This is a genomic window from Leptospira alstonii serovar Sichuan str. 79601 (assembly GCF_000347175.1).
Taxonomy (GTDB): Bacteria; Spirochaetota; Leptospiria; order Leptospirales; family Leptospiraceae; genus Leptospira; species Leptospira alstonii.
This window is the reverse complement of record NZ_ANIK01000077.1, coordinates 50,100-77,046: the sequence shown is the minus strand read 5'-3', so window position 1 is coordinate 77,046 and position 26,947 is coordinate 50,100. Positions and strand designations below refer to the sequence as shown.

General features: G+C 45.6%; 23 protein-coding genes. 5 read left to right on the top strand and 18 right to left on the bottom strand.

Annotation, left to right across the window (positions count from 1 at the left end; all coding sequences use genetic code 11):
- Nucleotides 1–628, top strand: a 628-nt coding sequence (locus LEP1GSC194_RS15480; RefSeq protein WP_020772098.1) for an IS4 family transposase, incomplete at its 5' end; no start/stop codon positions are given.
- Here LEP1GSC194_RS15480 and LEP1GSC194_RS15475 read toward each other — a convergent pair.
- From LEP1GSC194_RS15475 to LEP1GSC194_RS15455, 5 genes are read right to left on the bottom strand one after another with little or no spacing between them, the layout of a single operon-like run.
- Nucleotides 611–1,987 (bottom strand): UDP-glucose dehydrogenase family protein, encoded by a 1,377-nt coding sequence (locus LEP1GSC194_RS15475; protein WP_020774459.1) that lies wholly within the window; start codon nt 1,985–1,987, stop codon nt 611–613. The two genes, LEP1GSC194_RS15480 and LEP1GSC194_RS15475, sit on opposite strands and share 18 nt — an antisense overlap.
- A gap of 48 nt (nt 1,988–2,035) precedes the next feature.
- Nucleotides 2,036–3,322, bottom strand: coding sequence for an ABC transporter ATP-binding protein (locus tag LEP1GSC194_RS15470; RefSeq protein ID WP_020774455.1), 1,287 nt, complete (start codon nt 3,320–3,322; stop codon nt 2,036–2,038).
- On the bottom strand, nt 3,319–4,074 hold the full coding sequence (locus LEP1GSC194_RS15465; RefSeq protein ID WP_020774443.1) for an ABC transporter permease: 756 nt from the start codon (nt 4,072–4,074) through the stop codon (nt 3,319–3,321). Before LEP1GSC194_RS15465 ends, LEP1GSC194_RS15470 begins: the two co-directional genes overlap by 4 nt.
- Complete coding sequence (locus LEP1GSC194_RS15460) at nt 4,068–4,766, bottom strand: JAB domain-containing protein (protein ID WP_020774468.1); 699 nt, start codon at nt 4,764–4,766, stop codon at nt 4,068–4,070. The genes LEP1GSC194_RS15465 and LEP1GSC194_RS15460 overlap by 7 nt, the downstream gene beginning before the upstream one ends.
- A complete protein-coding gene (locus LEP1GSC194_RS15455; RefSeq protein WP_017807993.1) occupies nt 4,763–4,987 on the bottom strand; it encodes an LIC12298 family protein in 225 nt (74 codons plus the stop codon). The genes LEP1GSC194_RS15460 and LEP1GSC194_RS15455 overlap by 4 nt, the downstream gene beginning before the upstream one ends.
- Nucleotides 4,988–5,296: 309 nt before the next feature.
- Here LEP1GSC194_RS15455 and LEP1GSC194_RS15450 point away from each other — a divergent pair, with 309 nt between their 5' ends.
- Nucleotides 5,297–6,406, top strand: coding sequence for a hypothetical protein (locus LEP1GSC194_RS15450; RefSeq protein WP_020774427.1), 1,110 nt, complete (start codon nt 5,297–5,299; stop codon nt 6,404–6,406).
- A gap of 242 nt (nt 6,407–6,648) precedes the next feature.
- Nucleotides 6,649–8,112, top strand: a complete 1,464-nt coding sequence (locus LEP1GSC194_RS15445) for a hypothetical protein (protein ID WP_061218452.1) — start codon at nt 6,649–6,651, stop codon at nt 8,110–8,112.
- A 113-nt stretch (nt 8,113–8,225) separates the two neighbouring features.
- On the opposite strand, the gene pssA is transcribed toward LEP1GSC194_RS15445, so the two are convergent.
- From pssA to LEP1GSC194_RS15395, 10 genes are all read right to left on the bottom strand, one after another.
- On the bottom strand, nt 8,226–8,990 hold the full coding sequence (pssA, locus tag LEP1GSC194_RS15440) for a CDP-diacylglycerol--serine O-phosphatidyltransferase (RefSeq protein WP_020774428.1): 765 nt from the start codon (nt 8,988–8,990) through the stop codon (nt 8,226–8,228).
- Complete coding sequence (gene tsaD, locus LEP1GSC194_RS15435; protein WP_020774422.1) at nt 8,987–10,003, bottom strand: tRNA (adenosine(37)-N6)-threonylcarbamoyltransferase complex transferase subunit TsaD; 1,017 nt, start codon at nt 10,001–10,003, stop codon at nt 8,987–8,989. Before tsaD ends, pssA begins: the two co-directional genes overlap by 4 nt.
- 4 nt (nt 10,004–10,007) lie before the next feature.
- The gene (locus LEP1GSC194_RS15430) at nt 10,008–11,396 is read right to left on the bottom strand and encodes a S41 family peptidase (protein ID WP_020774446.1); all 1,389 of its coding nucleotides are present in this window, start codon (nt 11,394–11,396) and stop codon (nt 10,008–10,010) included.
- Nucleotides 11,386–11,676 (bottom strand): LA_1448 family UV-C exposure upregulated protein, encoded by a 291-nt coding sequence (locus LEP1GSC194_RS15425; RefSeq protein WP_017809187.1) that lies wholly within the window; start codon nt 11,674–11,676, stop codon nt 11,386–11,388. The genes LEP1GSC194_RS15430 and LEP1GSC194_RS15425 overlap by 11 nt, the downstream gene beginning before the upstream one ends.
- Before the next feature lie 38 nt (nt 11,677–11,714).
- Nucleotides 11,715–12,326, bottom strand: coding sequence for a transcriptional repressor LexA (gene lexA, locus LEP1GSC194_RS15420; RefSeq protein ID WP_020774430.1), 612 nt, complete (start codon nt 12,324–12,326; stop codon nt 11,715–11,717).
- Nucleotides 12,327–12,710: 384 nt separating this feature from the next.
- The gene (locus LEP1GSC194_RS15415) at nt 12,711–15,467 is read right to left on the bottom strand and encodes a 2-oxoglutarate dehydrogenase E1 component (protein ID WP_020774423.1); all 2,757 of its coding nucleotides are present in this window, start codon (nt 15,465–15,467) and stop codon (nt 12,711–12,713) included.
- A 23-nt stretch (nt 15,468–15,490) separates the two neighbouring features.
- A complete protein-coding gene (gene lpdA, locus LEP1GSC194_RS15410) occupies nt 15,491–16,894 on the bottom strand; it encodes a dihydrolipoyl dehydrogenase (protein WP_020774415.1) in 1,404 nt (467 codons plus the stop codon).
- A gap of 13 nt (nt 16,895–16,907) precedes the next feature.
- Nucleotides 16,908–18,146, bottom strand: coding sequence for a 2-oxoglutarate dehydrogenase complex dihydrolipoyllysine-residue succinyltransferase (gene odhB / locus LEP1GSC194_RS15405; protein ID WP_020774452.1), 1,239 nt, complete (start codon nt 18,144–18,146; stop codon nt 16,908–16,910).
- A gap of 102 nt (nt 18,147–18,248) precedes the next feature.
- Nucleotides 18,249–20,687, bottom strand: coding sequence for a penicillin-binding protein 1A (locus LEP1GSC194_RS15400; protein ID WP_020774466.1), 2,439 nt, complete (start codon nt 20,685–20,687; stop codon nt 18,249–18,251).
- Nucleotides 20,684–21,640 (bottom strand): MBL fold metallo-hydrolase, encoded by a 957-nt coding sequence (locus LEP1GSC194_RS15395; RefSeq protein ID WP_017808694.1) that lies wholly within the window; start codon nt 21,638–21,640, stop codon nt 20,684–20,686. The genes LEP1GSC194_RS15400 and LEP1GSC194_RS15395 overlap by 4 nt, the downstream gene beginning before the upstream one ends.
- A gap of 106 nt (nt 21,641–21,746) precedes the next feature.
- Between LEP1GSC194_RS15395 and LEP1GSC194_RS15390 the strand changes: the two genes are divergently transcribed.
- Nucleotides 21,747–22,565 (top strand): rhomboid family intramembrane serine protease, encoded by an 819-nt coding sequence (locus tag LEP1GSC194_RS15390; RefSeq protein WP_020774456.1) that lies wholly within the window; start codon nt 21,747–21,749, stop codon nt 22,563–22,565.
- 147 nt (nt 22,566–22,712) lie between these two features.
- On the top strand, nt 22,713–23,318 hold the full coding sequence (locus LEP1GSC194_RS15385) for a GNAT family N-acetyltransferase (RefSeq protein WP_020774431.1): 606 nt from the start codon (nt 22,713–22,715) through the stop codon (nt 23,316–23,318).
- Between the two features lie 27 nt (nt 23,319–23,345).
- On the opposite strand, the gene LEP1GSC194_RS15380 is transcribed toward LEP1GSC194_RS15385, so the two are convergent.
- The 3 genes from LEP1GSC194_RS15380 to LEP1GSC194_RS15370 form a co-directional block, all read right to left on the bottom strand.
- Nucleotides 23,346–25,733 carry a DNA polymerase domain-containing protein gene (locus tag LEP1GSC194_RS15380; protein WP_020774425.1) on the bottom strand — a complete coding sequence of 796 codons (2,388 nt, stop codon included), beginning with the start codon at nt 25,731–25,733 and terminating at the stop codon, nt 23,346–23,348.
- A gap of 97 nt (nt 25,734–25,830) precedes the next feature.
- Complete coding sequence (locus LEP1GSC194_RS15375) at nt 25,831–26,091, bottom strand: hypothetical protein (protein ID WP_017809851.1); 261 nt, start codon at nt 26,089–26,091, stop codon at nt 25,831–25,833.
- Between the two features lie 4 nt (nt 26,092–26,095).
- The gene (locus LEP1GSC194_RS15370; RefSeq protein WP_020774418.1) at nt 26,096–26,746 is read right to left on the bottom strand and encodes a hypothetical protein; all 651 of its coding nucleotides are present in this window, start codon (nt 26,744–26,746) and stop codon (nt 26,096–26,098) included.
- Nucleotides 26,747–26,947 lie beyond the last annotated feature (201 nt).

The window sequence follows — 26,947 nt, the reverse complement described above, 5'->3', positions numbered from 1 at the left end:
TAGGAAAAAAGGAAAGGAGGCGAGGGAAGCAACAATCGAACTTCGATTTGAAAAGCTAACGATAAAACCTCCTCAATACAAGAAATTAGAAAATATTGATATGTATGCGTTAACCGCAACCGAGGTAGGCGGACCTCCGGAAGAATCTATCGATTGGAAATTTCTAACCACAATTCCTATTCACAATTCGGACGATGCAAAAAGTATGATCGCCTATTACAAAAGCCGCTGGGGTATTGAAGTTTTCTTCAAGGTTTTAAAGTCTGGATGTAATATTGAATCTACTCAATTTAAATTTGGGAATCGATTCAAAGCTTGTATTGCTGTCTGCGCTATTGTTGCTTGGAGAGTTATGATGTTAACATTCTTAGGTAGAAATATTCCAGGTTTAAAAGCATCCATCCTATTCGAGTCTTTTGAATGGAAAGGCATTTATTGTCGACTTTTTGAAACTCCGAAACCTCCTAAGGAAGAACCCGAGTTAGGAACCGTCTTACTGTGGATTGCTAAATTAGGCGGGCACTTGGCTCGCAATTCCGATGCTCCTCCGGGCCCCCTTACCATTTTTAAAGGCCTTATGAGAGCTATGGAAATCGGGTTTATGTTTAAATTACTCACGAAAACCTAACTTGTGGGTAAGGTTATGGCTCTCTACGGATCGCGTTTCAGGGGCGCTCGATATATTCGGTTTACCGATCGAAAAGTATTGAAAACCTTCTTTTTTCAGCAGCTCGGGAGAATATTGGTTTCTTCCGTCGAAGATCACCTTATTTTTTAAAAGGCCCTTGATCTTTGAAAAATCGGGTTCTCTGAATTCTCTCCATTCGGTTAAGAGCAACAAGGCGTCCGCGCCTTTCAACGCGGAATATGCGTCGACCGAGTATTCCACTTTTCCTTCGAAATAAACGGCCGAGGTTTCTTTGGAAACCGGATCGTAAACCTGCAACTTTACGTTTTTATCATGTAATTTCAAAAGCAGAGGGATCGAAGGAGCCTCTCTCATATCGTCAGTTCCGGGTTTGAACGAAAGTCCCCAAACCGCGAACGTTTTTCCGGAAAGATTCGATTCTCCGTAGAACTTTACGATTTTCTCATAGAGTCTGAGTTTTTGCGCCTCGTTGACCTCTTCCACTTTGCGGATGATCCGAAGGGGTGCGCCCTCGTCTTCCGACGTTTTGATCAGAGCGCGAACGTCCTTGGGAAAACAGGAACCTCCGTAACCGATTCCCGCGTATAAAAACTGCCTGCCGATTCTGGAATCGGTTCCCATCCCTTTGCGGACGTCCTCGTAGTTTGCGCCTACGACCTCGCAGAGATTGGCGATCTCGTTGGAGAAGGAAATCTTAGTCGCGAGGAACGCGTTACACGCATATTTCGTGAGTTCGGCGGAAACGACTCCCATTTTCAAAATCGGATTTCCGTTCAGAACGAACGGCGCGTAGAGTTGCGCGACCAAGTCTCCGGCTTTTTGAGTTTCGGCTCCGATCACCACTCTTTCGGGACGCATAAAGTCGTCGATCGCGGCGCCTTCTTTCAAAAATTCGGGATTGGAAACTACGTCGAATTCTTCCTTGGTTTCGTTTGCGATGATCGCTTTGACCTGGGCCGCAGTTCCGACCGGAACCGTGGACTTGTCTACGACGACCTTGTAACCGTTGATCGATTTACCGATTTCTTTAGCGACTGCGAATACCGCCGAAAGATCCGAAGAACCGTCCGGTAAAGTGGGAGTTCCCACAGCGATAAAAATGATATCCGACTTTTCCACCCCTTCTCTCAGAGAAACGGTAAACTCGAGTCTTTTTTCCTTCCAGTTGGTTAAGACCAATTCGGAAAGACCCGGTTCATAGATAGGAATGATTCCTTTTTTAAGATTTGCGATTTTCGTTTCGTCCTTATCGACACAAATCACTTGATTTCCGTATTCCGCAAAACAAGCGCCCGCAACAAGACCTACATACCCGCTTCCGATCACACAAACTTTCATATTGAGAACCAGAATTCAGACGTTTCCGCACTGAGAAAGAAAAATAAATCAGGAAGGAGCGTCTTTTTTGAGTCGGCATTGCACCGGAAGCCAAGCGGCGCCTTCGAATTTAGGCAGATCCAGTCGTTCCAATTCAAAGGAAAGAATTCCGTCCTTCCAGAGATAACTCTTTCCTGCGTGATTGTCCCCTTCGTGTAAGGCAAGGCCGAGAGAATATTTACCCGAAGAAAAATTCAAAGGAAGTCGGAAGTTCGCAGAAACGGATTCTCCCGCTTGAACGTTTTTTAAGGAATGTCCGAGGTGATACGTGTTCGTCCCGAAAACCCGGATTCCCCGAGAGTCGTCGATATGAAAACCCACGGTGAGATCCGGAATATTCCTCTTGAATATTACGTGAACTGAAATTTCCACTTCGGAACCCACGGGAAAAATTTGCGGACTCGTCCGATCCTTGTATTTCAAACCCTCTACAGGGCTTCGACCCGAAGTTTGTCGTAAATCCTGTGTCGGTGAATTTCTTGAATATATTCCTATAAGATCCAAATCCACGGAAAGACTTTCCACAATGGAATCTTTTTGAAACGGAAGGATCGTTTCCCGTCCGCTTGCGGAATCCGCAATGATTTGCATGTATTCCCGAAAACCTTCCACGGGATCCCCGTCAAAAACCAATTTTCCTCTTTCCAAAATCAAAACACGGGAACAAACGGATTTTAAAAGTTCGAGATCGTGACTTACGATCAAGGTCATGGTTCCTTGTTCTTGAAAGGAACGAAAACGTTGGAGACATTTTTGCTGAAAACTGGCGTCCCCCACGGCAAGAGCCTCGTCCACGATGAGAATATCGGGTCTCGAAAAAGTGGCGAGCGCAAATCCGAGACGCATCACCATTCCGGAAGAATATTGTTTAATTGGAATATTCTTAAATTCTTGTAGACCGGAAAATTCGAAAATTTCGTCCATGGAAGATTTAATCTCGTTCGGGCTGAGACCCCAGACGAGTCCGTTGTAATAGAGATTTTCTTCTCCCGAAAGTTCCGGATTGAATCCCACCCCGAGTTCCAAAATGGAACGAAGTGATCCCGTTTTTAAAATTTTTCCGGACGCGTAAGACGACACACCCGTGAGAACTTTTAAAAGAGTGGATTTTCCGGCCCCGTTTCTTCCGATCAAACCTACGATTTCTCCCGAAGAAACTTGAAAACTTACGTTTTTAAGCGCGTCGAATTTGACGTCGTTTCCTAAAAATCCGAGCGAAAGGACGTTTAAAATTCTTTGGAAAGGACCGCTATAACCGGCGTAAACCTTATTTAGATTTTCTACTTTTAAACTCAAAGATGATCCAAAATAACGGAATGAAACTTAGAACGACTTAATATTCCGATCAAAGGAAAAAGAACCAAGGATGGAAGAAATTCCTTCCAATGAAAAACGGGAACAAAGTCGTTTAACAAACAAAATCGAAACAGTTCAAGAGGAAAGTTGAGCGGATTCCAAACGTTGACGGAATGTAAAAAACCCGTGGACAAATACAGGATCGGCAAGGACCAAAAAAAGAATTGAGAGATAAGCCGAATGAGAGGGGTAATGTCCCGCAGGATCACGTTTGCCCTCGCCAAATATCCTTGAATAAAAGAAAGTAAATATCCGACGGCGAACATTACAAAAATCGAAAGAGGAAACAATACTACATTCAATTTTCCTAAAACGCTTAGAACGATCAGAACGGGAACGGCGGTCACCGCAAAGTGAACGAGCATCTGAACGTAAGGGATCCAGAGAAAAATCTCCGGACCCAGAGGGGATCTTTTGATCAACTGTCGATTCTCCGTAAGAATCGAGGTTCCGCGGATCATGTATTCCTGGAGTGGGATCCAAAATAAAAGCCCGCTGAATGCGTACCCGATAAAATCCGAAGCCGATTCCGGATTTCCCTTTAAATGAAGGAATAAAAAGACGATGGTGTAGATCAAAATCAGACTGAAATTTTGAACGAGCATCCAAGAGATTCCGAGAACGCTTCCTGCAAATTGTAAGGCGTAATCTCTCCTCACTAAAATCCAAAGAATCGGTAAACTTTTCAACACTTCGTTTTCGCCTGGAGAACCTTACCTTTCTTGCAAGAATAGATCCCGTCAATTCCAAAAATCCATTGATCCAAAAGCTCCAGACCGAGAGTTTCCAAAAGTCCTCCGAAGTTTTCATAGATCCAAAGATCTTCTTCGCTGGGTTTGGAACTGGATTCGGGATGATTGTGTGCGATGATCACGGAAGAAGCCGCATCGTTTAAGATAATTTTCAATAGATCTCTGGTTTGTACCCCCACCTCCTCCAGACCTCCTACCGCAACGATCTCGGCTCGTAGAACCGCACCTTCCGGAGAAAGAGTGATTAGAACGAAACATTCTCGGTTTTTAGGGATTAAACTGGTAGCGAGAAAATTGAGAAGTTGCTCGGAAGAATACCGTCTGCCTTTCAGAGCCTCCCATTTGAGACGTCTCGCAATTTCTATGGCAGCGAGTAAGGTAGTCGCTTTGGCATTTCCGACTCCGGGGATTTTACGAAGATCCGCAACCTGTTTTTGAAGCAGACCGCCGAATCCTTTGCTTCGGTGCAAAATTTCTCGGCTGAGTTCTTCGATCGGTTGAGCCCGATTCCCTCTTCCCAGAAGTACAGCCAAAAGCTCCCAGTCTTCCAGGGCCTCGGCTTCGTACGCGATCCGCGTTCTCGGATCGGGAAAAGGACTCAACTTTTCAGAGAGTTTTCCGCTAGACTTCAAATCCGCTTCAGATTGTTTTTACTCAGCTCAGAAAGAGAATCTGAAAACCAAACTCCTTTTTGAACGACTTCCCCTTCAAACGCTTCTTCCAGATAATCCGCGAAGGATTTTAGATTGGATTCTCCGACGCGAGTCCGTTCCTTCCAGTTCGAACCGGATCCGGGGAGACCGCCACGTTTTCTCTGGTAATTTGCTGATTCTTGCAGAGATCGAATGATCATAGTCTTCTCTCCATTCTTAATAAATTAGACGACATAAACAGATAAAACAACAGGATAATTCACTAAACAGATATATACATACTAATCAAAATAGTAGTAAATGTCAACCCAAAACCATTCTTTTTTAAAAATCATCGATTTTAGACTGAGAATCTTTTGAATTTAAAATCCCCGGTTCGCCTCCGTTTCTGCGAGTTATCTTAACCTTTGCTCCGGACAAAACAGTCTTAGTTTGGATTTTTTTCGAAAGAATTTCGTTTTTTTTCGAATCCCCGCTCCGAGAAACGATTTCTCCGAACCGCTTCGGGAGTGGGGAAATCCAAATTCAATTTTTTAAGACCGGAAAATTCTTTCCTAAAGTTTCAGGTCCTATTCGGTTTCTGCGTTTTTCTTTTGAGTTTTGGTTCTTGGAACGCGGAGGAAAAGTCCTCAGTTTTCAGATCCGATCTCGATCCTACGTTCTTTACGGTTCCGGAAAATTCCGGGCTTTCTTGGGGAGGTTTGTTTACAACCCGAAAGAAATTTCCCACTTCTTACGGAGCTTGGCTTGAGTTTCCGTTTTGGAAACGAGATCGCAAACATATCTGGAAAATTTCCTTTCTGTATGAAAATCACAGAGTTCTCCCTGCGGAGATTTCCGCCGTTCATCGAACCTACGCGGGCCTTCGGTATTCTTTTCTTTCCGGGGAAAGTTTTCTTCGTCCTTCCTTTTTTGTAGGATGGGAAAGAGGAGAAAAAGATCTGTGCGTCTTCGGGGTTTATCTGGAAGTTCCGAACAAACAAACGATCCAACTTTTCGGAAAAGCCGGAGAAAATTTCAAAACCGCATCTCTCTTTCTACATTCTCCCCTTTCCAAAGAGCTTCGTTTGTTTTTAGGAGCTACGAGAGTTTGGAGCGATGCGCAGACCGAAGATCAATATACTCTGGGAATCGGAATTTCCTGGGAAAAATTTTCCTCTTCCTTTTTCGGAAATCGAATCGGAGAGGACGAATCTTCTTTAACCGGAAAATTCGGCGCGAGTAACGTCGCAGAATCGCAGGATTCCTTCGATTCGAATTCCCGTTTCCAATCCAAAAACTCGGAGCCGTCGAAAGGTTCCGACGACACAAAATCAAATCTCGTCGGTTCTTCGCGAGACGGGGAAAAAGGCGAAACGAAAGGCCCCGGCACAAGTTCGCCAATCCGTAGTTATACGAACTTTTCTTTTTCCATTCAAGAATTGTTATCCGCCGGTTTCCCGCTTTCTTCCGCGTTAAAAATCTCCAGGGAAAGTTCTCGTTCCCGGGAAGAATTTTCGGAATTTCTAAATTCACTTTCTAAGAAGGAACAAGCCAAGCTGTTCGTTCTTTTGAAAAAGAAAAATCCGGCCTCGAAGCGAGTTTTCAAGAATTCGTTTTCTTCCCAGGAGAAACGATGATTTCCCTTTCGGCGTTGTTCTTTGCGGCCTCAAAGTTATTCGCGGCCCCGGCGCGTTTTTATTTTCGATATACGAAACTGGAACGTCGATTTCGGAAGAGTTTAATTTTACGTAAATTCGATGTAAGAAAGTTTGGAAAAATCCGACTTTCGGGGCTCGAAGCTCGGCTTTCCGAATGGAAATTTCAGATCAAAACAAAGGCGGATTTCTTCCGAATAAATCCAGGAAGCGAATGTTTTACAATTTTTTATAAAATTCTATTTTTTGAATATTCCTTATCTTTTAAATTTCCGCTATTCCTAAAGTTGATCCTTTTTTTCTGGGCCTCCTCCCTTTTCGGCGTGGAATCCAGAATCGGAGCGACGTTTGAAACCTACGAATCGAGATATTTCCATACTTCGAAAGAGAATTGGTTTTTCAAAACCTCGAATTGTAAGATGAAAAACGAAACGAGTCGGACGACTTTGAACGATAAACCGCAGCGAGACGAATTCACTCGTTCGCGGCGCGAAACGATCCCAATCGAAAATTGTTTTACCGGTTTCGTGGAAACGAGAAACGGAACCCCTTTTTTATCCGGCAAAGTCGACCAAAAGTTTTTCAGGGCGAGTTGGGGAAATCGATTTCGTCCTTTGGAAAACTTTTACTTCCTGAGGGACAATGATTTTTATACCGCTCTTCCCGGGATCGATCAGGCGATTCATAAAGCCGGTTTCTTCGCTTTCAAACGGAAGGATTGGTCCTTGGGAACGTATTTTTCCGAACGGGAGGCCAAACGTAAACCGGGAATGTATCTCGTTTCTCCGATGAATTTGTTCGAGTTCGCGTATTCTCCCGAAATGAAAAAACATTACGTTTCCGTAAACTTCCAATCGAGGGCGTTCACACTTTCCGGTCCTACGATCGTTTCCCGAATCCAAACCTTCGGCGAAAAGAAAGAAACGGATGGAACCTTCTATTCTTCCGTCTTTTCGGAAAAACTAAATTCCGAATGGAAACTCACGGGTTACCGAGGTAAAAGCGAGGACCTTTTCGCTCTCGATCCGGATCGCAGAGAACTGAAAGGCAAGGCGGAACTCGCCCGTTTAGGGCTCGTTTCCCACTCGACCTTCACTCTGGAATGGATTCGGGCTTGGAATCGTCCTTTGCAAAACGATCCGAAACAATCCGATGAAGATCGCAAAGAATCCTTACAAACCGATTCTGGTTCTACGGGAAATGAACCGGTAAACCCGATCTTTTCCGAAAACTCTTTGAAACGTTGGGAGATTATCGCGGGCAAGGCTCCGATCTTTTACGATCCCTCCTGGGGAGGAGTTCTTCTTTCTCTTAGGAATTATACGAACGAAACCCTTGGTCGCGGAATTTACTACGGTCTCTATCAAAAACGATTCACGATCGAAGCGGGACAAGAATGGAGAATCAACGGAGACAGCATCACCGAAGGAAAATGGTCCTTTCGTTTGAACGAATCCTGGAACTTAGAGGGCGCTTTTTTATTTCAGAAGGAAGGAAATCGAACGGATTCTCTTTTTGAAGCGAGAACCGCGAGGGACGAAACGAGTTTGATTTTTACGGATCGTTCTTCTTCGTTTCGTCTTAGGTTATTATCGCCTTACGTCGCTTTTACGGTCAGTCATTCCAGAAAAAAGGAAAGTAAAAACGACGGGATCTGGATCAACTTACAAGTGCAATTTCCTTTTTAAGTTTTTTGAATATTCAAAATTTATCCTTTATCTTTTAACAAAACCGTCCGAAATGTTCGGGCTTTCGACGCGATCCCGTCTTTTAGGGTTCAATCCCGTTTTTTTCGGAAATTTTAGTCTAACTTCACCCTGAATTCCTGGATCAGATGGATGAGGAAGGTCATAATCCCGGAAAAGATATAGAAAAAAATCAATCCGTAGATGAGCCAGGGCCAACGTTGGAGTCCGATGAGAGCGAGTAAAATCGTAACCCCCGCGACGAGTAAAAACAATCGGGTCGGATTGAGTTTGGATCGGATCGCCGCCTGCGGTTTCGAATAACGTATGTTGGAAACCATCAATACGGCGATCAGCACAAACGCCGCGATCGTGATCCAATGAGGCGCGGAGCTTGCGTTCAAAAAGATCGGAAAAAATCCGACCGTAACTCCCGCAACCGGAGAAGGTAATCCGGTAAAAGACTTTGGGTCGTGCGCCACGTTGAATCTTGCAAGTCGATACGCGGCGCAGATCGGGAAAATCGCCGCGACAAGCATTCCGATCGGAAAAAGATCTTCCTTTCCGAAAACGTCGATCTTATATTCGCAGAGAACCATCTGATACATCAAATAACCCGGAGCGATTCCGAACGCGGTCAGATCCGCCAGACTGTCAAGGTCCGCGCCCAACTCGGAAGTCGCGTTCAGAGCCCTTGCGGCCATTCCGTCCAGCCCGTCGCAAAGAGCGGCGAGCAATATAAAAAAACCTGCAAGCGTATAAGCCTGTAGTTCGCTTCCGCCCCTGGATCCCGCTTCCGAGGCTATGAGCATCGCGCTGAATCCCATCGTGAGATTTCCGAGTGTAAGAGTGTTAGGAACCCAACTGAGTTTGAGTTTCATAAAAAAATCTCCTGTCTGGATGGACTGACCGTAAAATCAATGTCTCTTTTGTAACCTTTTTGGAACAAATAGTATCCCAGTGAAGCTACCATGGCACCGTTATCGGTACAATAAATTTTTTTTTGGGGAGCAAAAAGTTCCACGGAATTTTTCTCGGCCCAAGTCTGTAGTCGTTCCTGGAGAGTGGAATTTGCGAGCACCCCGCCCGCCGCAAAGATTCTTCGGATTCCGGTTTTTGCAACGGCACGTTTCAAATTTCTTTCCACGAGATCGAACGCGGAATTCTGAAAATTCCAACAAATTTGTTCCTTGGAAAGTTCTTTCCGTTTTTCCAGTAGAACCATCACCGCGGTTTTTAGCCCGCTGAATGAAAAAGAAACCTGATCCTGCGGAAGATTTCGCAGAAGCGGAGGAAGAATCGGTTTTTCGTCGGAGGAAGGAACGTATTCTTTCGCCTTCGCTTCGATAGGCGGTCCGCCGGGATAGGGAAGATCCAAAAGACCCGCGACCTTGTCAAAGGCTTCTCCCAAAGCGTCGTCCGTCGTATCTCCGACGAGTTCCATTCTACCGAATTCTTTTAAAGTATAAATGGCGGAATTCCCGCCGGAAAGTAATAAACCGAGAACCGGAAATTCTGTGGGAACTCCCTCCAGGTGTAACACTGCAAAATGGGACTGAAGATGACAAACCGGTAAAATCGGAGTTCCATAAACCATGTGAATACAACGAGCCATCTGAGCCCCGACCATCAAGGACCCGGTCAAACCCGGAGAAGAAGTAACCGCGACGTAGGAAAGATCCTCGAACCGAATCCGGGCCTCTTCCATCGCTTCTTCCAAGAGAAGATTGATTTTTTCCAAGTGGGCGCGAGACGCGATCTCCGGCACGATTCCACCGTAAGGTTTGTGCAGATCGATCTGGCTGAAAATTCTGAGGCTGAGGTTTTCTATTCCGTCGCGGACGATTCCGATGGAAGTCTCGTCGCAACTGGTCTCGATTCCCATTCCGATCATGGATTTAAGATTTCTTTTCTCCGTCTTTGGGAGTATTCAGAGTTTCAATCGCCTTACGAAGTTGTGGATCGAGTTCTAAATCCAAAATCGCGTTTTGTCCTTCCTGACGGGTTCTGCTTTTGTATAAGAATCTGGCTACGTCCGTGGTAAGTTTGATTCCTTTTTCGGAAAGATACTTTTCAAAAAGGGAAAAGTTCGCTTCGGAATAATTCGGATTTTTTGCCAGAAAGGTTTCGAGCATTTTCTTTTCCGCCATTTTGCGGATGTAAAAACGATCGTCCTCGGTGGGTTCGACGGATTTTACGATTACGTCGGGTTGAATTCCTTTTCCGTGAATGGACTTTCCGCTCGGAGTGAAATACTTCTGAATCGTGAGCGCAATTCCTGTGTTATGCGAAAGTGGATAGATGTTCTGAACGGAGCCCTTTCCGAAAGAAACCGTCCCGAGAATTTTTCCCCTTCCGTGATCCTGCATCGCCCCCGCAAAAATTTCGGAAGCGCTGGCGGAACCTTCGTTGATAAGGACGACTAACGGAAGATTGGTGAACTTATCGTTTCCGGCGGTGGAACGAAAAACTCGAACGAGTTCCCCTCCTCTTCCCCTTACGGATACGATGTCCAAATCCGGTTTTAAAAATAAGTCGGAAAGGGCGATCGCGAGATCGAGGAGTCCGCCCGGATTCATTCTTAAATCGACGATCAGTCCTTCGGCGCCTTTTTCTTTGAGGGAATTCAATTCTCTTTTAAACTCGGAAAGAGTGTTATCCTTTCCCATGAACTGATTGAGTTTGATATATCCCAGTTTTTCTTTTTCCAAAAAAGAAGAACGAACGTAACGGATTTTGATCATTTCCCTGACTAAGGTGAGAACGAACGGTTCTTTCTGATTTTTTCTTTCGAGTTTGATCGAAACCGACGTTCCGACTTTACCTCGCATCAGTTTGATGGAATCGGAAAGAGAAAGGTCGTGTGTATTTTTTCCGTCGATTTCTATGATTCGATCCTGAGGTAGAATTCCCGCTTTCATCGCGGGCGTATCTTCGATCGGAGAAATGACGACGATGGCCCCGTCCGCAAAGGAAACTTCCATTCCCAGTCCGCCGAAACTGCCCCGGGTTTCCTCTTGGAGTTGGGAAAAATCATCCTTGTCCATAAAACGGGAATGCGGGTCTCCCAAGGAAGAAATGAGTCCGCGGATCGCTCCCAGATAGAGTTTTTCCTCGTCCACGGATTCCACGTAATCGGAATGAATATAAGACAACACTTCGTGGAAAATTTGAAGATACGATTCTCCGGATTTTGAAATCCCTTTTACGGTTCGGGTGGGGAGAATGAGCGCAAAGCAGAGAAAGGAAACGATTCCGATCCAGACCATTCTTTCTTTATTTTTCATATTCTTTGATCAATGCCTCGTGCAAAGCGGGGCTTTTTTGTTTCAAACTCTCCAATACACGATCGGGATCCAATCGGTACACGGAACAGGCCTCCAGAAAAAATGCGAGATCATCGGGTGCGGATTTTTCGGAAGACGCTTTGAGATTGGCATTGATTCGTGCGATGCTGACTCTTTCCAGAACCCTTTTTAAATCACCTTCTGTGATTTCTTTTTTAGAGGGGCTGCATTGGAAAACGAAAAGAAGAATGATAAAAAGAAAGAAATTTCGTGGGAACACTCTGTCCGAAGTGTCAGGCGAGTTTCTTCCTCTGTCAATCAGTAAATTCGATACAAACCGATCAACTTTCCCATCACAACCGCTTTCTTGGTTTTGATCGGCTTGTATTTCGGGTTTCTCGCTTCAAGACGAATCTGATCCTGCTCTTTGTAATATACTTTCAAGGTTGCTTCGTCTTCGATAAGAGCGACTACAATCTCTCCGTTTCGAGCAATGTCCCTTTTTTCGATGATCGCAATGTCTCCGTCGTTGATCCCGGCTTCGATCATGGAATCTCCCTGAACGCGAAGGGCATACATGGGGACGTTCCCTTTCGCCATCTCGTCCGGAACCGGAATGTACGATTCGATATTTTCTTCCGCGAAGATCGGAAGACCGGCAGCGACTTGGCCGATGACCGGAATACTCGTAGCCTGAACGGGAAGAGATTCCATCGGACTCTGGCGAATGAGTTCTATGGCCCTGGATTGATTTTTAGCGGTTTTGAGATAACCCTTTTTTTCAATCGCTTTGAGATGATCGTAAGCGCCTTTTGCGGTGATCCCGAACTCGTCTCCGATTTCTCGGATCGTAGGAGGAAAACCGCGTTCTTTGATGATTGCGGCGATAAACGTAAGGACAGCCTGTTGCTTGTCTGTCAGATCTTTCATACTAAACAACTTAGTAGTGAATAAATGCTAAGTCAACACAAAAATAGTAAAATCCTTTCCGGTAAAAACGAGCCGATTCGATCTGAATAAAACTTCCGCACAAAGAATCGATATTACGTTTTAAAATAACGCGACTTTGTCGTAACAAAGTTTGGGTTGTCGAGCGATCCTTAGAGAGCGAGACAGCCAAAAGCCGCGAAGCGAGAAACTCAATGTTTCTCCCTATGGGTCGAAACATAATGTTGGCTCTTAGCGCAGCTAAGATGAGCGATCGATGTTAAACTCACCAGAGCGAAGAGCGTCCGCGATTTTACAATTCCATCTTTCGACTTCGAGAGAACAACGCGGCACGCCCTAAAAGCGGTTTCGAATCTTTGTGATCTATTACGCCTGAAACGCCTCCAGAACGAGTTGGTCCTGTTCTTGAAGATGCAGTTTCATATGACCTCCGGCGGGGCTTGGAGACTCGTGTCTTCCCGCGTATGAAAGACGCGCGTTTCCGGGAAGAATTTCTTCGATCCTTTCCCGAATAAAGAACCAAGCTCCTTGGTTTTTAGGTTCTTCCTGGCACCAAACGAATTGTTTTGCGTTCTGAAAAGTTTTGACTACATTCTCAAATTCTTTCGAAGCAAACGGATAAATCTGTTCCACTCGAACGAGAGCGACGTTTTTGATTTTATTTTCGTCTCGGTATTTCATTAAATCATAATATACTTTACCCGCGGAAAAAATCACCTTTTCGATTTTGTCGGGTTTGGAACCGCTGTCGTCGATCAGAAGTTCCTTGAACGCTCCCTGGAGAATGTCTTCCACAGGAGAAAGAGACGCCGGAAACCGGAGCAAACTTTTCGGAGTTACGATCACGAGGGGTTTGCGATAATTTCTAAGCATCTGCCTTCTTAACAAATGGAAGTACTGAGCCGCCGTAGTGAGGTTACAAACCTGCATATTATTCAAGGCGCAAAGTTGTAAAAATCTTTCGAGTCTGGCGGAAGAATGTTCCGGCCCCTGACCTTCATAGCCGTGCGGAAGAAGCATAATCAAACCGGAAAGTCTCTGCCATTTCACTTCCGAACTGGAAATGAACTGATCGAAGATCACCTGCGCGCTGTTCGCAAAATCTCCGAACTGAGCCTCCCACATCACCAGAGCGTTCGGGTCCGCAAGAGAATATCCGTATTCAAAACCCAAGACCGAAAATTCGGAAAGGGAGGAGTTGATGATCTCCGCCTTTGCCTGTTGTTGTGAAATGTGATTCAAGGGAATGTATTTCTCGTTCGTGTTCGTATCCACAAGCACCGCGTGACGATGGGAAAAAGTTCCTCTCTGAGAATCCTGACCGGAAAGACGAATTCTAAATCCGCTTTCCAAAATCGATCCGAAAGAAAGGGCTTCCGCAAAACCCCAGTCCACTGGAATTTTTCCCTCGGCCATTTCCTTTCTGCTCTGCAAAAGTTTTACGAGTTTGGAATTCGGAGTAAATCCTTGAGGAACGGAAGTCAGAGCCTGAACGACTCTGTGCATCTGTTCCGCCAGAAGTTTCGTAGCGGGTTCCGAATCCAAAGAAAACTTGGAGAACTTGGACCAAACTCCCTGCATGGTATCGACGCGGATCTTTACGTCTTGTTCTTTGGCTCTTTGAAAAGAATCTTCCAGTCCGTGCATCGAACCGTTTTTGATAAAGTCGATATCTTCCTGCGCGAGATCCCCGTTTTCCACAAGTCTTTTCTCGTAAAGATTCACCGTCGGAGGATGGCTTTTGATCGTAGAATACATCTTCGGCTGTGTGAACGCGGGTTCGTCGGTTTCGTTATGACCGAGTCTTCTATAACATACGAGATCGATGATAAAATCTTTTTTGAACTTTTGGCGGTATTCCATCCCGAGTTTAACGACTCGATACACCGCTTCCGGATCGTCTCCGTTTACGTGGATGATCGGAATTTGAAATCCTTTCGCAAGATCGGTTGCATACAACGTGGATCTGGATTCGTCCGGAAGGGTCGTAAAACCGATCTGGTTGTTGACCACGATGTGAAACGTTCCGCCGGTCGTATAACCTTCCAGGTTCATCAGGTTGAGAGTTTCCGCAACCACACCCTGCCCCGCAAACGCCGCGTCCCCGTGAATCAGAATCGGCATGTATTTCGCTCGATCCTTATCTCCGATCAGTTCTTGACGCGCGCGCACCGAACCTGTTACGACAGGGTCCACACATTCCAAGTGACTCGGATTGAAGGCGAGAGAAAGTTTAACTTCTTTCCCCGCGGTTGTCATTCTGCTGTTGGAATATCCCAAGTGATACTTAACGTCCGCATAACTCAGATTATCTTTGTCGGTTTTTTCTTCGAACTCTGCAAAGATGAGCGACGCGGGTTTTTCAATGATGTTCACGAGAACGTTGAGTCTTCCCCTATGCGCCATTCCGATCACGAGTCCGTCCATCAGATGATGACCGGCTTCTTCCACGATGGTATCGAGAAGCGGAATGAAGGATTCTCCCCCTTCGAGAGAGAATCTTTTTTTACCCACGTATTTTTTCGCGAGAAAGGTTTCGAAGTAATCGGCTTGAAATAATTTTTCAAAAAGTCTGAGTTTGATACTTTTCGGAAGCGGAGCTAAAAATTCCGGGGACTCCATTCTTTTTTGAAGCCATTCTCTTTCCACGTCGTCTACGAGGTAGAAATGTTCCGCTCCGATCGTATTGCAGTAAACCTTTTCGAAAAGATCCACGATCTCCTTGAGTTTCACTCTTCCCAAAGTATCGCTGTCTACGATCGTCTCCAAATCGGAGGGAGAAATACTATGGAGTTTGGAATCGATAAACGTGCGGTTCGGTTTTTGAATTCCAAGCGGATCCAATTTCGCCGCGAGGTGACCCTGTCTTCTGTACGCGTTGAGAAGGTTGATGACCCCCATCTCTCGGATGGAACCGGCCTGCGCGTCCGTGAAGGAAGTAGCCACGGCGGACTTGCCGTTTCCGTTCGTATATCCGTTTGCGAGACCGTTGGTGTCCACTTCCTGGAAAAATAATTTCCACTCCCCGTTTACCGTGTCCGGATTGAGTTTGTATTGATTATAAAGTTCTTCGAGAAGAGCACCGTTCTCTCCGTAAAGCGCCATGAGTTTTTCTATTTTCATTCCCTAAAACCTACCTATACGATTCACGCGTGAATCGCCCATTTATCCACCGCCATTGCCGCTTCTTTGATCACTTCCGCCAAGGTCGGATGTGCGTGAAAACTTCTCGCTATGTCTTCCGCCGAAGCTCCGAATTCCATCGCAACCGCTAACTCGGCGATCATATCCGAAGCCCTAGGTCCGAATACGAAGGCTCCCAGGATTTTATCCGTTTTTTTATCCGCTAATATTTTGACTTGTCCTTCGGCTTCGTTCATCGCTTTTGCGCGAGCGTTGGGCCGAAAGAGCGATTTTCCGGTTTTATATTCGATTCCGGCCGTTTTCAATTCTTCCTCTCCCTTTCCCACCCAAGCCATTTCCGGCCAAGTGTAGATAACGTAAGGAACCGCGTCGTAATTCACATGTCCGGATTGTCCCGCGAGAAGTTCGGCGAGCGCCACACCTTCTTCTTCCGCTTTGTGTGCGAGCATCGGTCCGTCCACTGCGTCCCCGATCGCATAAATTCCCGGAACAGACGTTTTAAAATGTCCGTCCACTTGGATTCGTTTGCGCGGTGTTAATGCGACACCCGCTTCCTCCAAACCAACACCTTCGATAAAAGGTCTTCTTCCGACAGCGACGAGAACCACATCCGCCTCGAGTTCTTTGGATTCTCCTTTGGAATCTTCAATCTGAACTTTAACACCATTCTTGATCGCAGTCGCGCCTTTTACTTTGTGTTCGAATAAGAATTCCATCCTTTGAGAAGTGAGAGAACGTTCCAGAAGCGAACCCATCTGACGGTCCACGTTGGAAATGAGTCCCGGTAAAAATTCCACGACCGTAACCGCAGTACCCAGTCTCGACCAAACCGATCCGAGTTCGAGTCCTATGACTCCGGCTCCGATGATGATCATCTTCTTAGGAACTTTGCGGAGTTCGATCGCGTGATCGGATGTGATGATATTTTTACCATCCACGGTCAAACCGGGAATGTCGATCGGAACCGATCCGGTGGCGACTACGATGTGTTTTGCGGAAATCGTTTCTTTGTTTCCGTCGCTCGATACGACTTCCACTTTCCCCGCGGATAAAACCTTCCCGAAACCTTCGTAACGTTTGATCTTATTTTTGTTCATCAGAAAGTCGACTCCGTCGGTGACTTCCTTTACGATTTTGTCCTTTCGGTTCATGAGTTTATTCAGATCGAGGTCGACTTTACCGACGGTGATCCCGTGAACGTCCAGTGTGTGCAGGGCTTTGTGATATTCTTCGGAAGAATCCAGAAGCGCCTTGGAGGGAATACAACCCACGTTGAGGCAGGTTCCTCCGAGGGTTTTTCTTTTTTCGATGATTGCGGTCTTAAAACCGAGTTGAGCGGCCCGGATGGCACAAACGTAGCCCCCCGGTCCCGCCCCGATCACGACTACGTCAAATTCTGCTGACATGATTCCTATTTCCTTAAAGTTCGAGTAAAAGTCGGGCCGGATCTTCGATCGCTTCCTTGACCTTCACGAGGAACGTAACCGCTTCCTTTCCGTCCACGATCCTGTGATCGTAGGAAAGCGCGAGATACATCATCGGACGGATCACGATCTGATCGTTTACCACCACGGCACGTTTCACTATATTATGAAGTCCTAAAATCCCACTCTGAGGAGGATTTAAAATCGGAGTCGACATCATCGAACCGTAGATTCCCCCGTTGGAGATCGTAAAAGTTCCGCCTTCCATTTCGGCAAGTTCTATCTTACCGTCTTTGACCCTGTTGGCGAGTCTTCCGATTTCCTGTTCGATTCCCGCAAAACTCAAAAGATCCGCGTCGCGTACGATCGGAACCACAAGCCCCTTCGGTCCTCCGACGGCGACTCCGATATCGAAGTAATTTTTATAAACGATATCGTTTCCTCGAATTTCCGCGTTGATCGCCGGAATCGTTTTGAGCGCGTGGATGGCGGCCTTCGTAAAGAAACTCATAAAACCAAGACCCACGTTATGCGTCTCTTTGAATTTATCCTTGTAGCGGTTTCTGAGTTCCATTACGTAACTCATATCCACTTCGTTGAACGTGGTTAAGATGGCAGCGTTGTGTTGTGCCGATACGAGACGTTCCGCGATCACCTTACGCAAACGAGACATCGGAACCGTGTTCTCCCTCGGAAGATCCGTTCTTCTCGCAGCGGGAATTGCTTTGGGAATTTCCGGAGAAGACACCGCTTTGGCTGTAACAGGCGCCGTCGCTACGGAAGCCGATGTTTTGGATTCGATCGCCTTTAAAACGTCTTCTTTTGTGATCTGCCCATTCTTACCCGAACCGGAAATAAAAGCGGGATTGAGTCCGTTGTCGTCGATCAACTTACGAACCGCAGGCGGAAGAGTGTCGTTTGTTTTGTCGTTTCCGGAGGTTTGAGTTGTTTGTGCTGAAGTTGTCGGTGAAGATGAGGAAGGTGCGGAGGCTGTTGCAGAGGAATCAATGAGACCGATGATCTCTTTCACCTTGACTGTATCTCCGGCCTTCTTATGAATTTTTTGAAGAACGCCGGAAGAAGGAGCCGGAACTTCCATGGTGGCCTTGTCGGTTTCCAGTTCCAGCAGGATCTCGTCTTGTTTTACCGCGTCCCCTTCTTTCTTAACCCAATTGGCAATGGTCGCTTCCGTAATCGATTCTCCCATTTCCGGGACCTTAATTTCTACAGACATGAATGATTCCTTTCGAGAGGTTTAGGATGCGCATTGGCGCGGACCTCGGTTTCAATCCTTCTAAACGAAAAAATTCTGTAAACGAAATTCTCCAAAACGCGATTATTCCGTTCTTGGTTTGAACTTCCGATCCGTTTTACCTAATTCCTCGTCGCTAATCTGATATTCTTTTTGTAAGAACTCTCTAAAATCCATAGACTTATGATGATCTCTTTCTCCGTCGCACTGGCGATTTCCCATGACAGCCTTGGTCACTCCGGCTACGGTGATCGGCTTGAGAGTCAGGTTCTGTGTTACGGGACATACTCCCGGTTTTGGAGAAAGTCCGTTGTAAGCGCAAGTGCCTCCTCCCTGTACTTCCTCGGGCATGCTATCTTCACCGAAGGAAGGATAATTCTGACCTCCGTAAAATCGATTGTACATTCTTCCCCAAATCGGAACCGCGAGCACCGAAGCCGCTTGTCCTCTTCCCAAAGAAATCGAACTTTTATCAAAACCCAACCAGATCACTGTCGTATAATTCGGATCGAATCCGCAGTACCACGCGTTTGTGAAGGAAGAAGTGGAACCCGTTTTTCCGGCGGCGGTTCCTCTGTAATTTCCTTTGTCGGGATCCCTGAGTCCCATCGCGGCGGTTCCGGCCATCGCCACGTTGGTCAGCATTTTTTTCAGAATGTAGGCGGTTCCTTCGGAGATCACTTGGATACTTCCGTCCTTGGCCTGCTTCTGCAGTTCTTCCTGGATTTTCACTTCTTCGTTGAAGATCACGTTTCCGCTCTGATCGATCACATAACGGATTCCAAACGGAATCACCCTTCTCCCGTTGTTGGCGATCGTCGCATAACCGAGGGCCATCTCAAGAGGAGTCAGCTCCGCGATCCCGAGTGCGAGCGCCGGACTCGGAGGAAAACGAGTCGGAACCACTCCTAAAAGTCGGGAAGAAAAATCGATGACCGCGTCCGGTCCGGTTCGCAGAAATACCTGCACCGAAACGATGTTAAGCGACAAAGAAAGGGCCCGCGACAAAGGAACCATTCCCAAAAAGTCTCCGTCAAAATCCTGAGGCGACCAACCTTCTCCCTCTTCCGTGAGAGTTGTGAGAGGCGCGTCCATAATTCCGGTTCCGCTTCCTACGACTCTTTCTTGGATCGCGGCTCCGTAGACAAACGGTTTGAACGCGGACCCGGTCTGACGTCTGGCCATCGTGGCTCGGTTGAACTGATTTTTAGGAGTGAACTCGTAACCTCCGACCATCGTCTGAATATAACCGGTGGAAGGTTCGATCGTGATCGCGGCCCCTTCTACGTGGAGATTTTTACCGAAGACCGCGGTTTGTTTTTGAAACTCGGAGATCGCCGAGGACTCGTTTTCCCCCGGAGTTAAAATCGTAAGAATGTCCGCGGCGTCTATGAGTTCCCTTTCGAGTGCGACTCGATAGTTCGCCTTATCATCGAGTTTACTCACATAAGGCATTCCGATCGGAAAGATGGAACCCATGAGATAATACAAACCGACCAGGCCCCGATCCGCTCCTCCGGAATAATTGACCGTGATTCCGGAAACGAGGTCGTCGTGTTTTTTGATCGCCTTGGACAATTCCTCCTGAGCGATCTCCTGTTTGCGGGCGTCGAGGGTCGTATAAACTTTCAAACCTCCCGTATAAACCTTATCCTCTCCGAGTTCCTTTTCGAGTTTTTGACGAACGTATTCGGTAAAATGAGGAGCCTTGTTCAGACGGTTTCCCCAAGTGGATTGGGAAGGGGACTGAGTGATCACAACGGGCCAGTATTTATTCCAGAAATCGTCGTGAATCGATTGGACCTTGTCCGCGGGAATATATCCCTGCTCGGACATGAGTCTCAAAACGCTCAAATGCGCGCCTTTGGAAATCGCGGGATTTTTAAACGGAGAATACTTTACGGGAGCCTTCGGAAGTCTCGCGAGAAGCGCGGCTTCGGCCACGTCCAGATCGCTCACGTCTTTTTGAAAGTACACGTCCGCCGCGGAAGCGAGCCCCGTGGTTCCGTGTCCCAGATAGATAAGATTAAAATAAATTTCTAATATTTCTTCTTTTGAATATTCCTGTTCGATCTGAAGAGTGAATAGGGCCTCGATGAACTTTCTCGCAAAGGAACGTTTTCTGTTTTGTAAAACGGTTTTGGCGAGCTGCTGCGTGAGAGTGGAACCTCCCTGTTTGATTCTCCCCGAGACGACGTTTACGATCCCCGCCCTCACGATCGCCATAAAATCGATCCCGAAATGATTGAAGAAGTTATTGTCTTCCACGGATAAAAACGCCTGCACTACGTGAGGAGGAATGTCCTGGTATTTCAGAAGTTGTTGTTTGTGTTTGTAAAGTTCCGCGAATACGACTCCGTTGATGTCGTAGAGTCTTGTGGGAGTCGTAGGCTGGTAGGAAGCGAGCATCGCGAGTTCTCCGCCTTCGTCCACTTCCGAAAGGATATAACCGAAAAAAAATCCTCCTAAGAGGGCGATGACGAGCAAGGTTTTGGAAGTTCTATGAAGTCCGATACTTTTCATGATAGTTTATATACGTTCCCTTCGACGGCGAGTTCTATCCGCATGGATGAATTGCCGAGCGAAACCGCGTGCGCCCTAGCTTCCTCAAGAATGATATCCAACACGTCGTCCGCATAAACGGGTTCGTGATGGGTCAGAACGAGTTGTTTAACGTTCCAGGCGACCGCACAGTTTACGGCCATCGTGTAGGATGTGTGTCCCCAGTCAAATTTTTGGAAGGATTCGTCCAAGGTATATTGAGCGTCCAAAACGAGCAGGTCCGCATTTTCAAAGAAAGGTTTCATTTCCGAGATGGAATCGAAATCCTCTCCGGTAAACTCGGCGTCCGTGGCGAAAATAAAGACCTTTCCGTCCTCTTCCACCCGGTAGGCAAACGATCCGCCGGGATGTTTGAGCGGATAAATTTCTATCTTACAATCCCCTTCCCAATCCAAAGTTTCGCCGGGTTTCAGGCAGGTAAAGAGTTTCGTGGAGGCAAGGGCGGAAAACGGAATGGGGAAGAATTCCGAAGTCTGTTGTTTTTCAAGGCGCGCCTCCAAATCCGGATAGGGAGAATAAAAATGGAGTTCGTTTCCGGGTATAAAGATGGGTTTGAAAAACGGAATTCCCTGGATATGATCCCAATGCGAATGGGAAAAAAACAAAGAGATCTTTCCCGAACCGTTCTGAAATTCTTTCCGCATCAACTCGTCCCCTAAAATTCGAAGCCCGGTTCCGCCGTCGAAAACCATTCTTTTTCCGGCGGAGGAAGTCACGGAAACGCAGGTCGTATTTCCCCCGACGACCTGGGCAAGGTAGGAAGGAAGTTTGGAAATAAATTTTTGAATATCCGTAAGGGCGTTTGGGCCCGCGTCCCGAGCGAGTTCCAAAATTTGAGTCACTTTCTGAATGTATTCCCGGGTGCGCAACGGGGAAGGAACCGAGCCCCGGGTTCCGTATAACTGAACGATCATCTTGAAGCAAAGATTTTACCTTAGAAACTTTCTGTCAAAGAGAAGAGAAAAAAGAAAAATCGTTTTACGGTTGTCGTCGGATTCTAAAGAGAAATCATGTTCTCCTATGACAGGCATCTACAATCGGATCGGTCCGGAGCTGACTCCCGTAGTTCGTATCTTATTGATTTTAAACGGGGGAATCTTCGCGGTTCAACTCCTACTTTCCTGGACGATCGGCGATTACCTTACTTTTTATTTGGGAATGACTTCGGATTTAGTCACACATCGTTTTTTTGTCTGGCAATTGATCACCTACGCATTTTTACATTCGGTTCAGAATTTCTTTCACATTCTATTCAATATGTTTTCTCTTTGGATGTTCGGTTCCATTCTGGAGAATTATTGGGGAGGAAGGAATTTTCTGAAATTCTATCTGTTCTCCTGTTTTATGGGAGGATTTTTTCCTTGGATTTTGCATAACGTGGGTTTTCACCAAGGGACGATCATCGGAGCTTCCGGGGGAATTTACGGTCTTTTGATCGCGTTCGCTTTGATTTGGCCCAATCAGGAACTTCTTTTTATGGGATTTTTTCCTCTGAAAGCGAAGTATATGGTGGTGATTCTTATGCTCATCATCGCTTTTTCCGGCCCGGGCGGAAACATCGCTCACATGGCGCATTTGGGCGGAGCGATCGGAGGAGCGCTTTATTTCTTTTATTATAATAAACTGAAATCTAAAATTCCGGCCTCTTTTTCTCTCAACCGTTTTCTTCAAAAAAGAAAAATGAAAAAATGGCAGGAAGAAATGAATCGTAAGATTCACGTAAGAGAGGAAGTCGATCAACTCCTAGACAAAATTTCGAAATCCGGGATGGATTCTCTTTCGAGAAAAGAAAGGAAATTTCTAAAGGACGCTTCCGCTAAGTATTATTCGGAGGAATGATCGTTTTGATTTTACTCCAAAGGTAAACTTTAAAGTAACTCGCAAGTTTTTTTCGGTAAGACAAAGTTTGTCGGAACAATTGAATTCAGTTCTAATTCGGAAAGTGTAGGAACTCATACAAAAAATCCTACCGAAAGGCAATCAACGATGAAATATTCCTACCCGCCAGAATCGATTTCCTTAATCGGAAAACACGTGGAACTCCATCCGCTTCAGACGGAACACCACGACGACTTAGTCAAAGCGGTGTTAGACGGAGAATTGTGGAAACTCTGGTTCACAATGGTCCCTTCTCCCGAAGAAATGAAACAATGGATTGCGAGGGCGCTTTCGGAAAAAAAAGAAAAACTTTCCCTGCCCTTTGTCGTAAAACTCAAAAACGATCCTAGAATTATCGGAAGTACTCGTTACATGAACATCGAGAACTTCGCCAATCGTCTTGAAATCGGTTCGACTTGGTATTCTAAAGAATTTCAAAAAACTTTCGTAAACACGGAATGCAAACTTCTTCTTTTGGAACACGCATTCGAGAATTTACAATGTATCGCCGTTGAATTCAGAACGCATCGACTCAACGAAAATTCGAGAAGAGCCATAGAAAGACTGGGGGCGATTTTGGACGGGATTTTGCGCAATCACCGAGTGATGGCGAACGGAACGTTAAGAGACACCGCGGTTTACAGCATTATCTCAAGCGAATGGCCCACGATCAAAGCGCATCTTCTTTTTAAACTCGAGTCTTTCCAAACCTGATAGGACGGGATTGTTTGTCCTTTGAAATCAGACGATTTCCATTTGATTCATTAGAAATTTTTCATATTCGGTTTTATAACAGAGTTCGAAAGGCAGCCATCTTTGTTCGTCGATAAGGGATTCGAAATTTTGAAAGGACGCAAACTCGGACCAAATTTCTCTGAAAACACCGATGAGCAATTTTCGATAATAGGTTCGATCCAAATGAATTTTTTGATTTTTCCGTTTTAAGACTGGGATCATTTCTTCGGGAAGATACCATTGATCCTTGTTTTTGGCCTTTCGATTGAGTACCAAGTAACGGATCTTTTCTCCAGCTTGCACTGAAATTCCCATTTCTTTGAGATTATGAAGAGAAACAGCGGTGGGACCGGCGACCTCGTATTCTTCCAGTTCTTTGGAAGTGGATTTGCGAATGAGAAGTTCTTCCAAAGGAACTTTTTCCGATTTGAGATCGGAATCGTATCGATCGTAGATCCGAAGGATTTCGGATTCCGAGTTTTTCAGATCGGCGATCGTAATGCGATTCTGCATCCATTCCAACATTTCTTTTTGAGCGTTTCTGATAAAAATAGGAAGATCTTTTCTTCTGGCTCCGATTCCTCTGCATTTTAATTTTCCGGATGTAAATCTTCCCATATAACGATTGGCGACTGGCATTTGCGGATCCTGACTCGAAGCCGGAAACAAAAGCCAGGTATAAATACCGTCCACGTCGATTTTAACGCTCGTGCGTTTTCCGATCTCGGAACAAAGGGATTCCAATTCCTCTTCGGAAAACGAGGAAGAATTTTCTTTGCGGATAAAGATGCTGTCCGTAATCGCGTGAATAAAAACGTATCCTCTTTCTTCCGCGATTTCTTTAGCCGTGAGAAGTTTTTCTCTCGCGAACGCGTTCACACTTTCGTGGCTTTCCAGTCTACCGAACTTCGCGTTTCTATAACCGAGATAACCGAAAGAAGTTACGAGCATCCATTTTAAACTGGATTGTTTGAGATCGTATTCGGTAAGTTTTTTTGCGTAAGAAACGTCACGGTTCGCTTTTTCGATTTCTTTCGTTTTATTTTTGTAATATGCCCTACGATCCAATACGTGTTTTAAGGCTTCGGATACGATCCCGATCCGTTTTCTGCAAATCTTATAGCCGAGGCCGGGAGCCGTCGGCGCGTCCGGATCTTCCGCACAACAAGAACAGTTCACACATTCGGGAGAAATATTATGAATCACCATAATACTCGGATACATTTGAGCGAAATCGAGTTGAGCCACATTTTCCGCGGTCATCCCGAAGGAAATATCCGGTTGAAATACCAGCCCTCCTTTGTCCGCTTCCAGAAGTTGAAGAGCGGTTTTAGGAGATTCGATCGCGCTCTTTTGCCAAGGAACGAGATAACCTCTTCGAAGTGCGACGTCGGTTTCGATGCTCGTCAAAGCCTTTCCCGTGGAAGCCCTCGCCATCTTCTGTATGGGAAGTCTGGAAAGTCTGGCCAACTCCACGATCCCCAAAAGATCCGCTTCCTTATGGACAAAACTATTTTCCGCGTCGATATGCCATCTTCCAAAAAGCGGGTACGAAGGCGCACGGTACACGATGGTTCCATACGTATTAAAACTGGTTCCTTGGGTCCGAATGTTTCTTCGAATCGGAGAACTTCTATCCCTGTCGAATGCGGGAAAAATTTTCAGCCTCTGAGCCTGAGTAAACAGATACGGAAAGATCACCTGATCTCCGAAAGAGGAAAGAATGATGTCGGGATCTTCGGTTTTAAGAAGTCGATCGATCCCGATCAGAAGGTCTTTCGGATTTTTTCCGGAAAATTCCCAAAAACGATCTCCGTTATGAAACAGAATGGAATTATCCTTCATATCGATTCGATGGCTTTCTACGAGTTTCATCGAAAGAATCCTGAAGTCCGGAATTTCGTATTCCATCTTTTCGATTTCGTCGCCTTTATCGGTTTCGATCGTATGAATCCTTTTTCCGAACTTTCCTTCCGCATAATAAATCCTTAATTTACACAAAGGGAATATTTTCTTTTCCACCATATAACTCGTGGAAACCTCTATATCCGAATGATAGATGTCGAATTTTCCGTAGAGCGCGTAGAGTTTTTTGGAAACTTTTGAAAGTAAGGACGGACGGGAAATCGTAAGTTTTAAGACTTGTACGGAAACGTTTTCGTAAAACAGGGTTTTCGGAACGTAAGTCGGTATGTCGGCTAACGCGTCTAGTTCGTAAAATCTTTGAACTAGTTTTTTGAGAACGGATTCTTCCCCTCTCGCATAGATGACGGGTTGATAAAAATCGTGAAAAAGAATCGATTCTCCGTTTTGAGTCCGCAACCATAGATGGATCTTGTCTTCAATATGATAAATATCGAATAGAGTTCCTTCTATGTAAATCGGATCGGACATTTTTTTTCGGAGTTTTTGGCGTTCTTTCTCAACTTTACGGAAATGTTTTTATAGCCATAAATCGATGTTTTCATAGTTTCAGATCGATACGTTGTTTTTAGACAGTTCCCTTGAGTTCGTATAACTCCTTGTTCAGTCTACGCATTTCTTTTTTGAGATCGATCATCATCGTAAGTAGCATCGTATCGATCGGATACGGACCGGAGGCCATAACCCCGGCCTGCACTTGTAACTTTGCGGTTCGAATCAGATCGTCAAAAATGTCTTGATCGGGTTTTCGTAAACCTCGACGAAATTCCAAAAGTCCGGATTCGACTTGTTGCATCTGTCTGGAATAAGGTGTGACGGTTCTGCCCATATTCTTACCTCGTAATTTCGATTCTCTCATCCAAAGTATAAACGGAAGAAGTGGATTTCTTTCTCACTTTGAGATAGGAGAGTTTGTTTTCGATTTTGAGTTCCCAGAGATCGGCGGAAATCTCGATCAGCCTCGGAAAAAATGCCTGGAAAGTCGGATGAGTGTATTTCATGGATTCGACGACGAGAACCGGCGCTTCCATCGCGTGAAGACGTTTCAGTATGAGGAACATCTTATCCAAAAGAAATCTCCCCTCGTCGTCCTGAACGTCTCCGTCAAAGAATTGTTTGCAAGGCGCCAAAAGAAAAAAAATCATATCGTCCGTCTTACGAAAAGCGATCGATTGTAACGCGTCCAAGATTTGATAAGGAGTAAAGGCCCTTTGAACGAAGACGTTTTCCAGCAAGGTTTCGGGAGGAACTCTCCTCCTTCTCGTTTCCTGGGTGATCACAAACGGATTGAATCGGATCGCGCAGTCCAAATTGAAAATTTTAAACCCGGATACTGCAAAAGCGTATTCCCAGTGTAGGGCTAAGTTGTAGATTCCGGACATTCCCGTGAGCATTCCCAGGCCTTTTTTTTCCCAATTCAAGATTGGATTGTAGAGATTGTCGTTTCCGATTGCGTTTGCCGTTGAGAGAGCTTGGAATTCCATGATTACTTATTATATGATATGTATATAAATGTAAAGTGTTTTAATCGTAAGGGCTACGGGAGAATGATAAAAGGGGAAGTGTTGGTTCCGACGTTTCTTCCAGGATGAAACAATTGAAATTCTGGATTTGTATGAGTTCCTACATTTTGCCGTGAAACGTGGAAGTTATTGCTCGGATTTGAGTGTCGTTTTGATTTTTTG

Coding starts and splice junctions, on each gene's coding strand:
- LEP1GSC194_RS15385 (WP_020774431.1), top strand. CDS start 22,713: ATGAAATATTCCTACCCGCCAGAATCGATTTCCTTAATCGGAAAACAC.
- LEP1GSC194_RS15370 (WP_020774418.1), bottom strand. CDS start 26,746: ATGGAATTCCAAGCTCTCTCAACGGCAAACGCAATCGGAAACGACAAT.
- LEP1GSC194_RS15415 (WP_020774423.1), bottom strand. CDS start 15,467: ATGAAAATAGAAAAACTCATGGCGCTTTACGGAGAGAACGGTGCTCTT.
- pssA (WP_020774428.1), bottom strand. CDS start 8,990: ATGAAACTCAAACTCAGTTGGGTTCCTAACACTCTTACACTCGGAAAT.
- LEP1GSC194_RS15400 (WP_020774466.1), bottom strand. CDS start 20,687: ATGAAAAGTATCGGACTTCATAGAACTTCCAAAACCTTGCTCGTCATC.
- LEP1GSC194_RS15380 (WP_020774425.1), bottom strand. CDS start 25,733: ATGTCCGATCCGATTTACATAGAAGGAACTCTATTCGATATTTATCAT.
- LEP1GSC194_RS15475 (WP_020774459.1), bottom strand. CDS start 1,987: ATGAAAGTTTGTGTGATCGGAAGCGGGTATGTAGGTCTTGTTGCGGGC.
- lexA (WP_020774430.1), bottom strand. CDS start 12,326: ATGAAAGATCTGACAGACAAGCAACAGGCTGTCCTTACGTTTATCGCC.
- lpdA (WP_020774415.1), bottom strand. CDS start 16,894: ATGTCAGCAGAATTTGACGTAGTCGTGATCGGGGCGGGACCGGGGGGC.
- LEP1GSC194_RS15375 (WP_017809851.1), bottom strand. CDS start 26,091: ATGGGCAGAACCGTCACACCTTATTCCAGACAGATGCAACAAGTCGAA.
- LEP1GSC194_RS15390 (WP_020774456.1), top strand. CDS start 21,747: ATGACAGGCATCTACAATCGGATCGGTCCGGAGCTGACTCCCGTAGTT.
- LEP1GSC194_RS15430 (WP_020774446.1), bottom strand. CDS start 11,396: ATGAAAAATAAAGAAAGAATGGTCTGGATCGGAATCGTTTCCTTTCTC.
- LEP1GSC194_RS15455 (WP_017807993.1), bottom strand. CDS start 4,987: ATGATCATTCGATCTCTGCAAGAATCAGCAAATTACCAGAGAAAACGT.
- LEP1GSC194_RS15395 (WP_017808694.1), bottom strand. CDS start 21,640: ATGATCGTTCAGTTATACGGAACCCGGGGCTCGGTTCCTTCCCCGTTG.
- odhB (WP_020774452.1), bottom strand. CDS start 18,146: ATGTCTGTAGAAATTAAGGTCCCGGAAATGGGAGAATCGATTACGGAA.
- tsaD (WP_020774422.1), bottom strand. CDS start 10,003: ATGATCGGAATGGGAATCGAGACCAGTTGCGACGAGACTTCCATCGGA.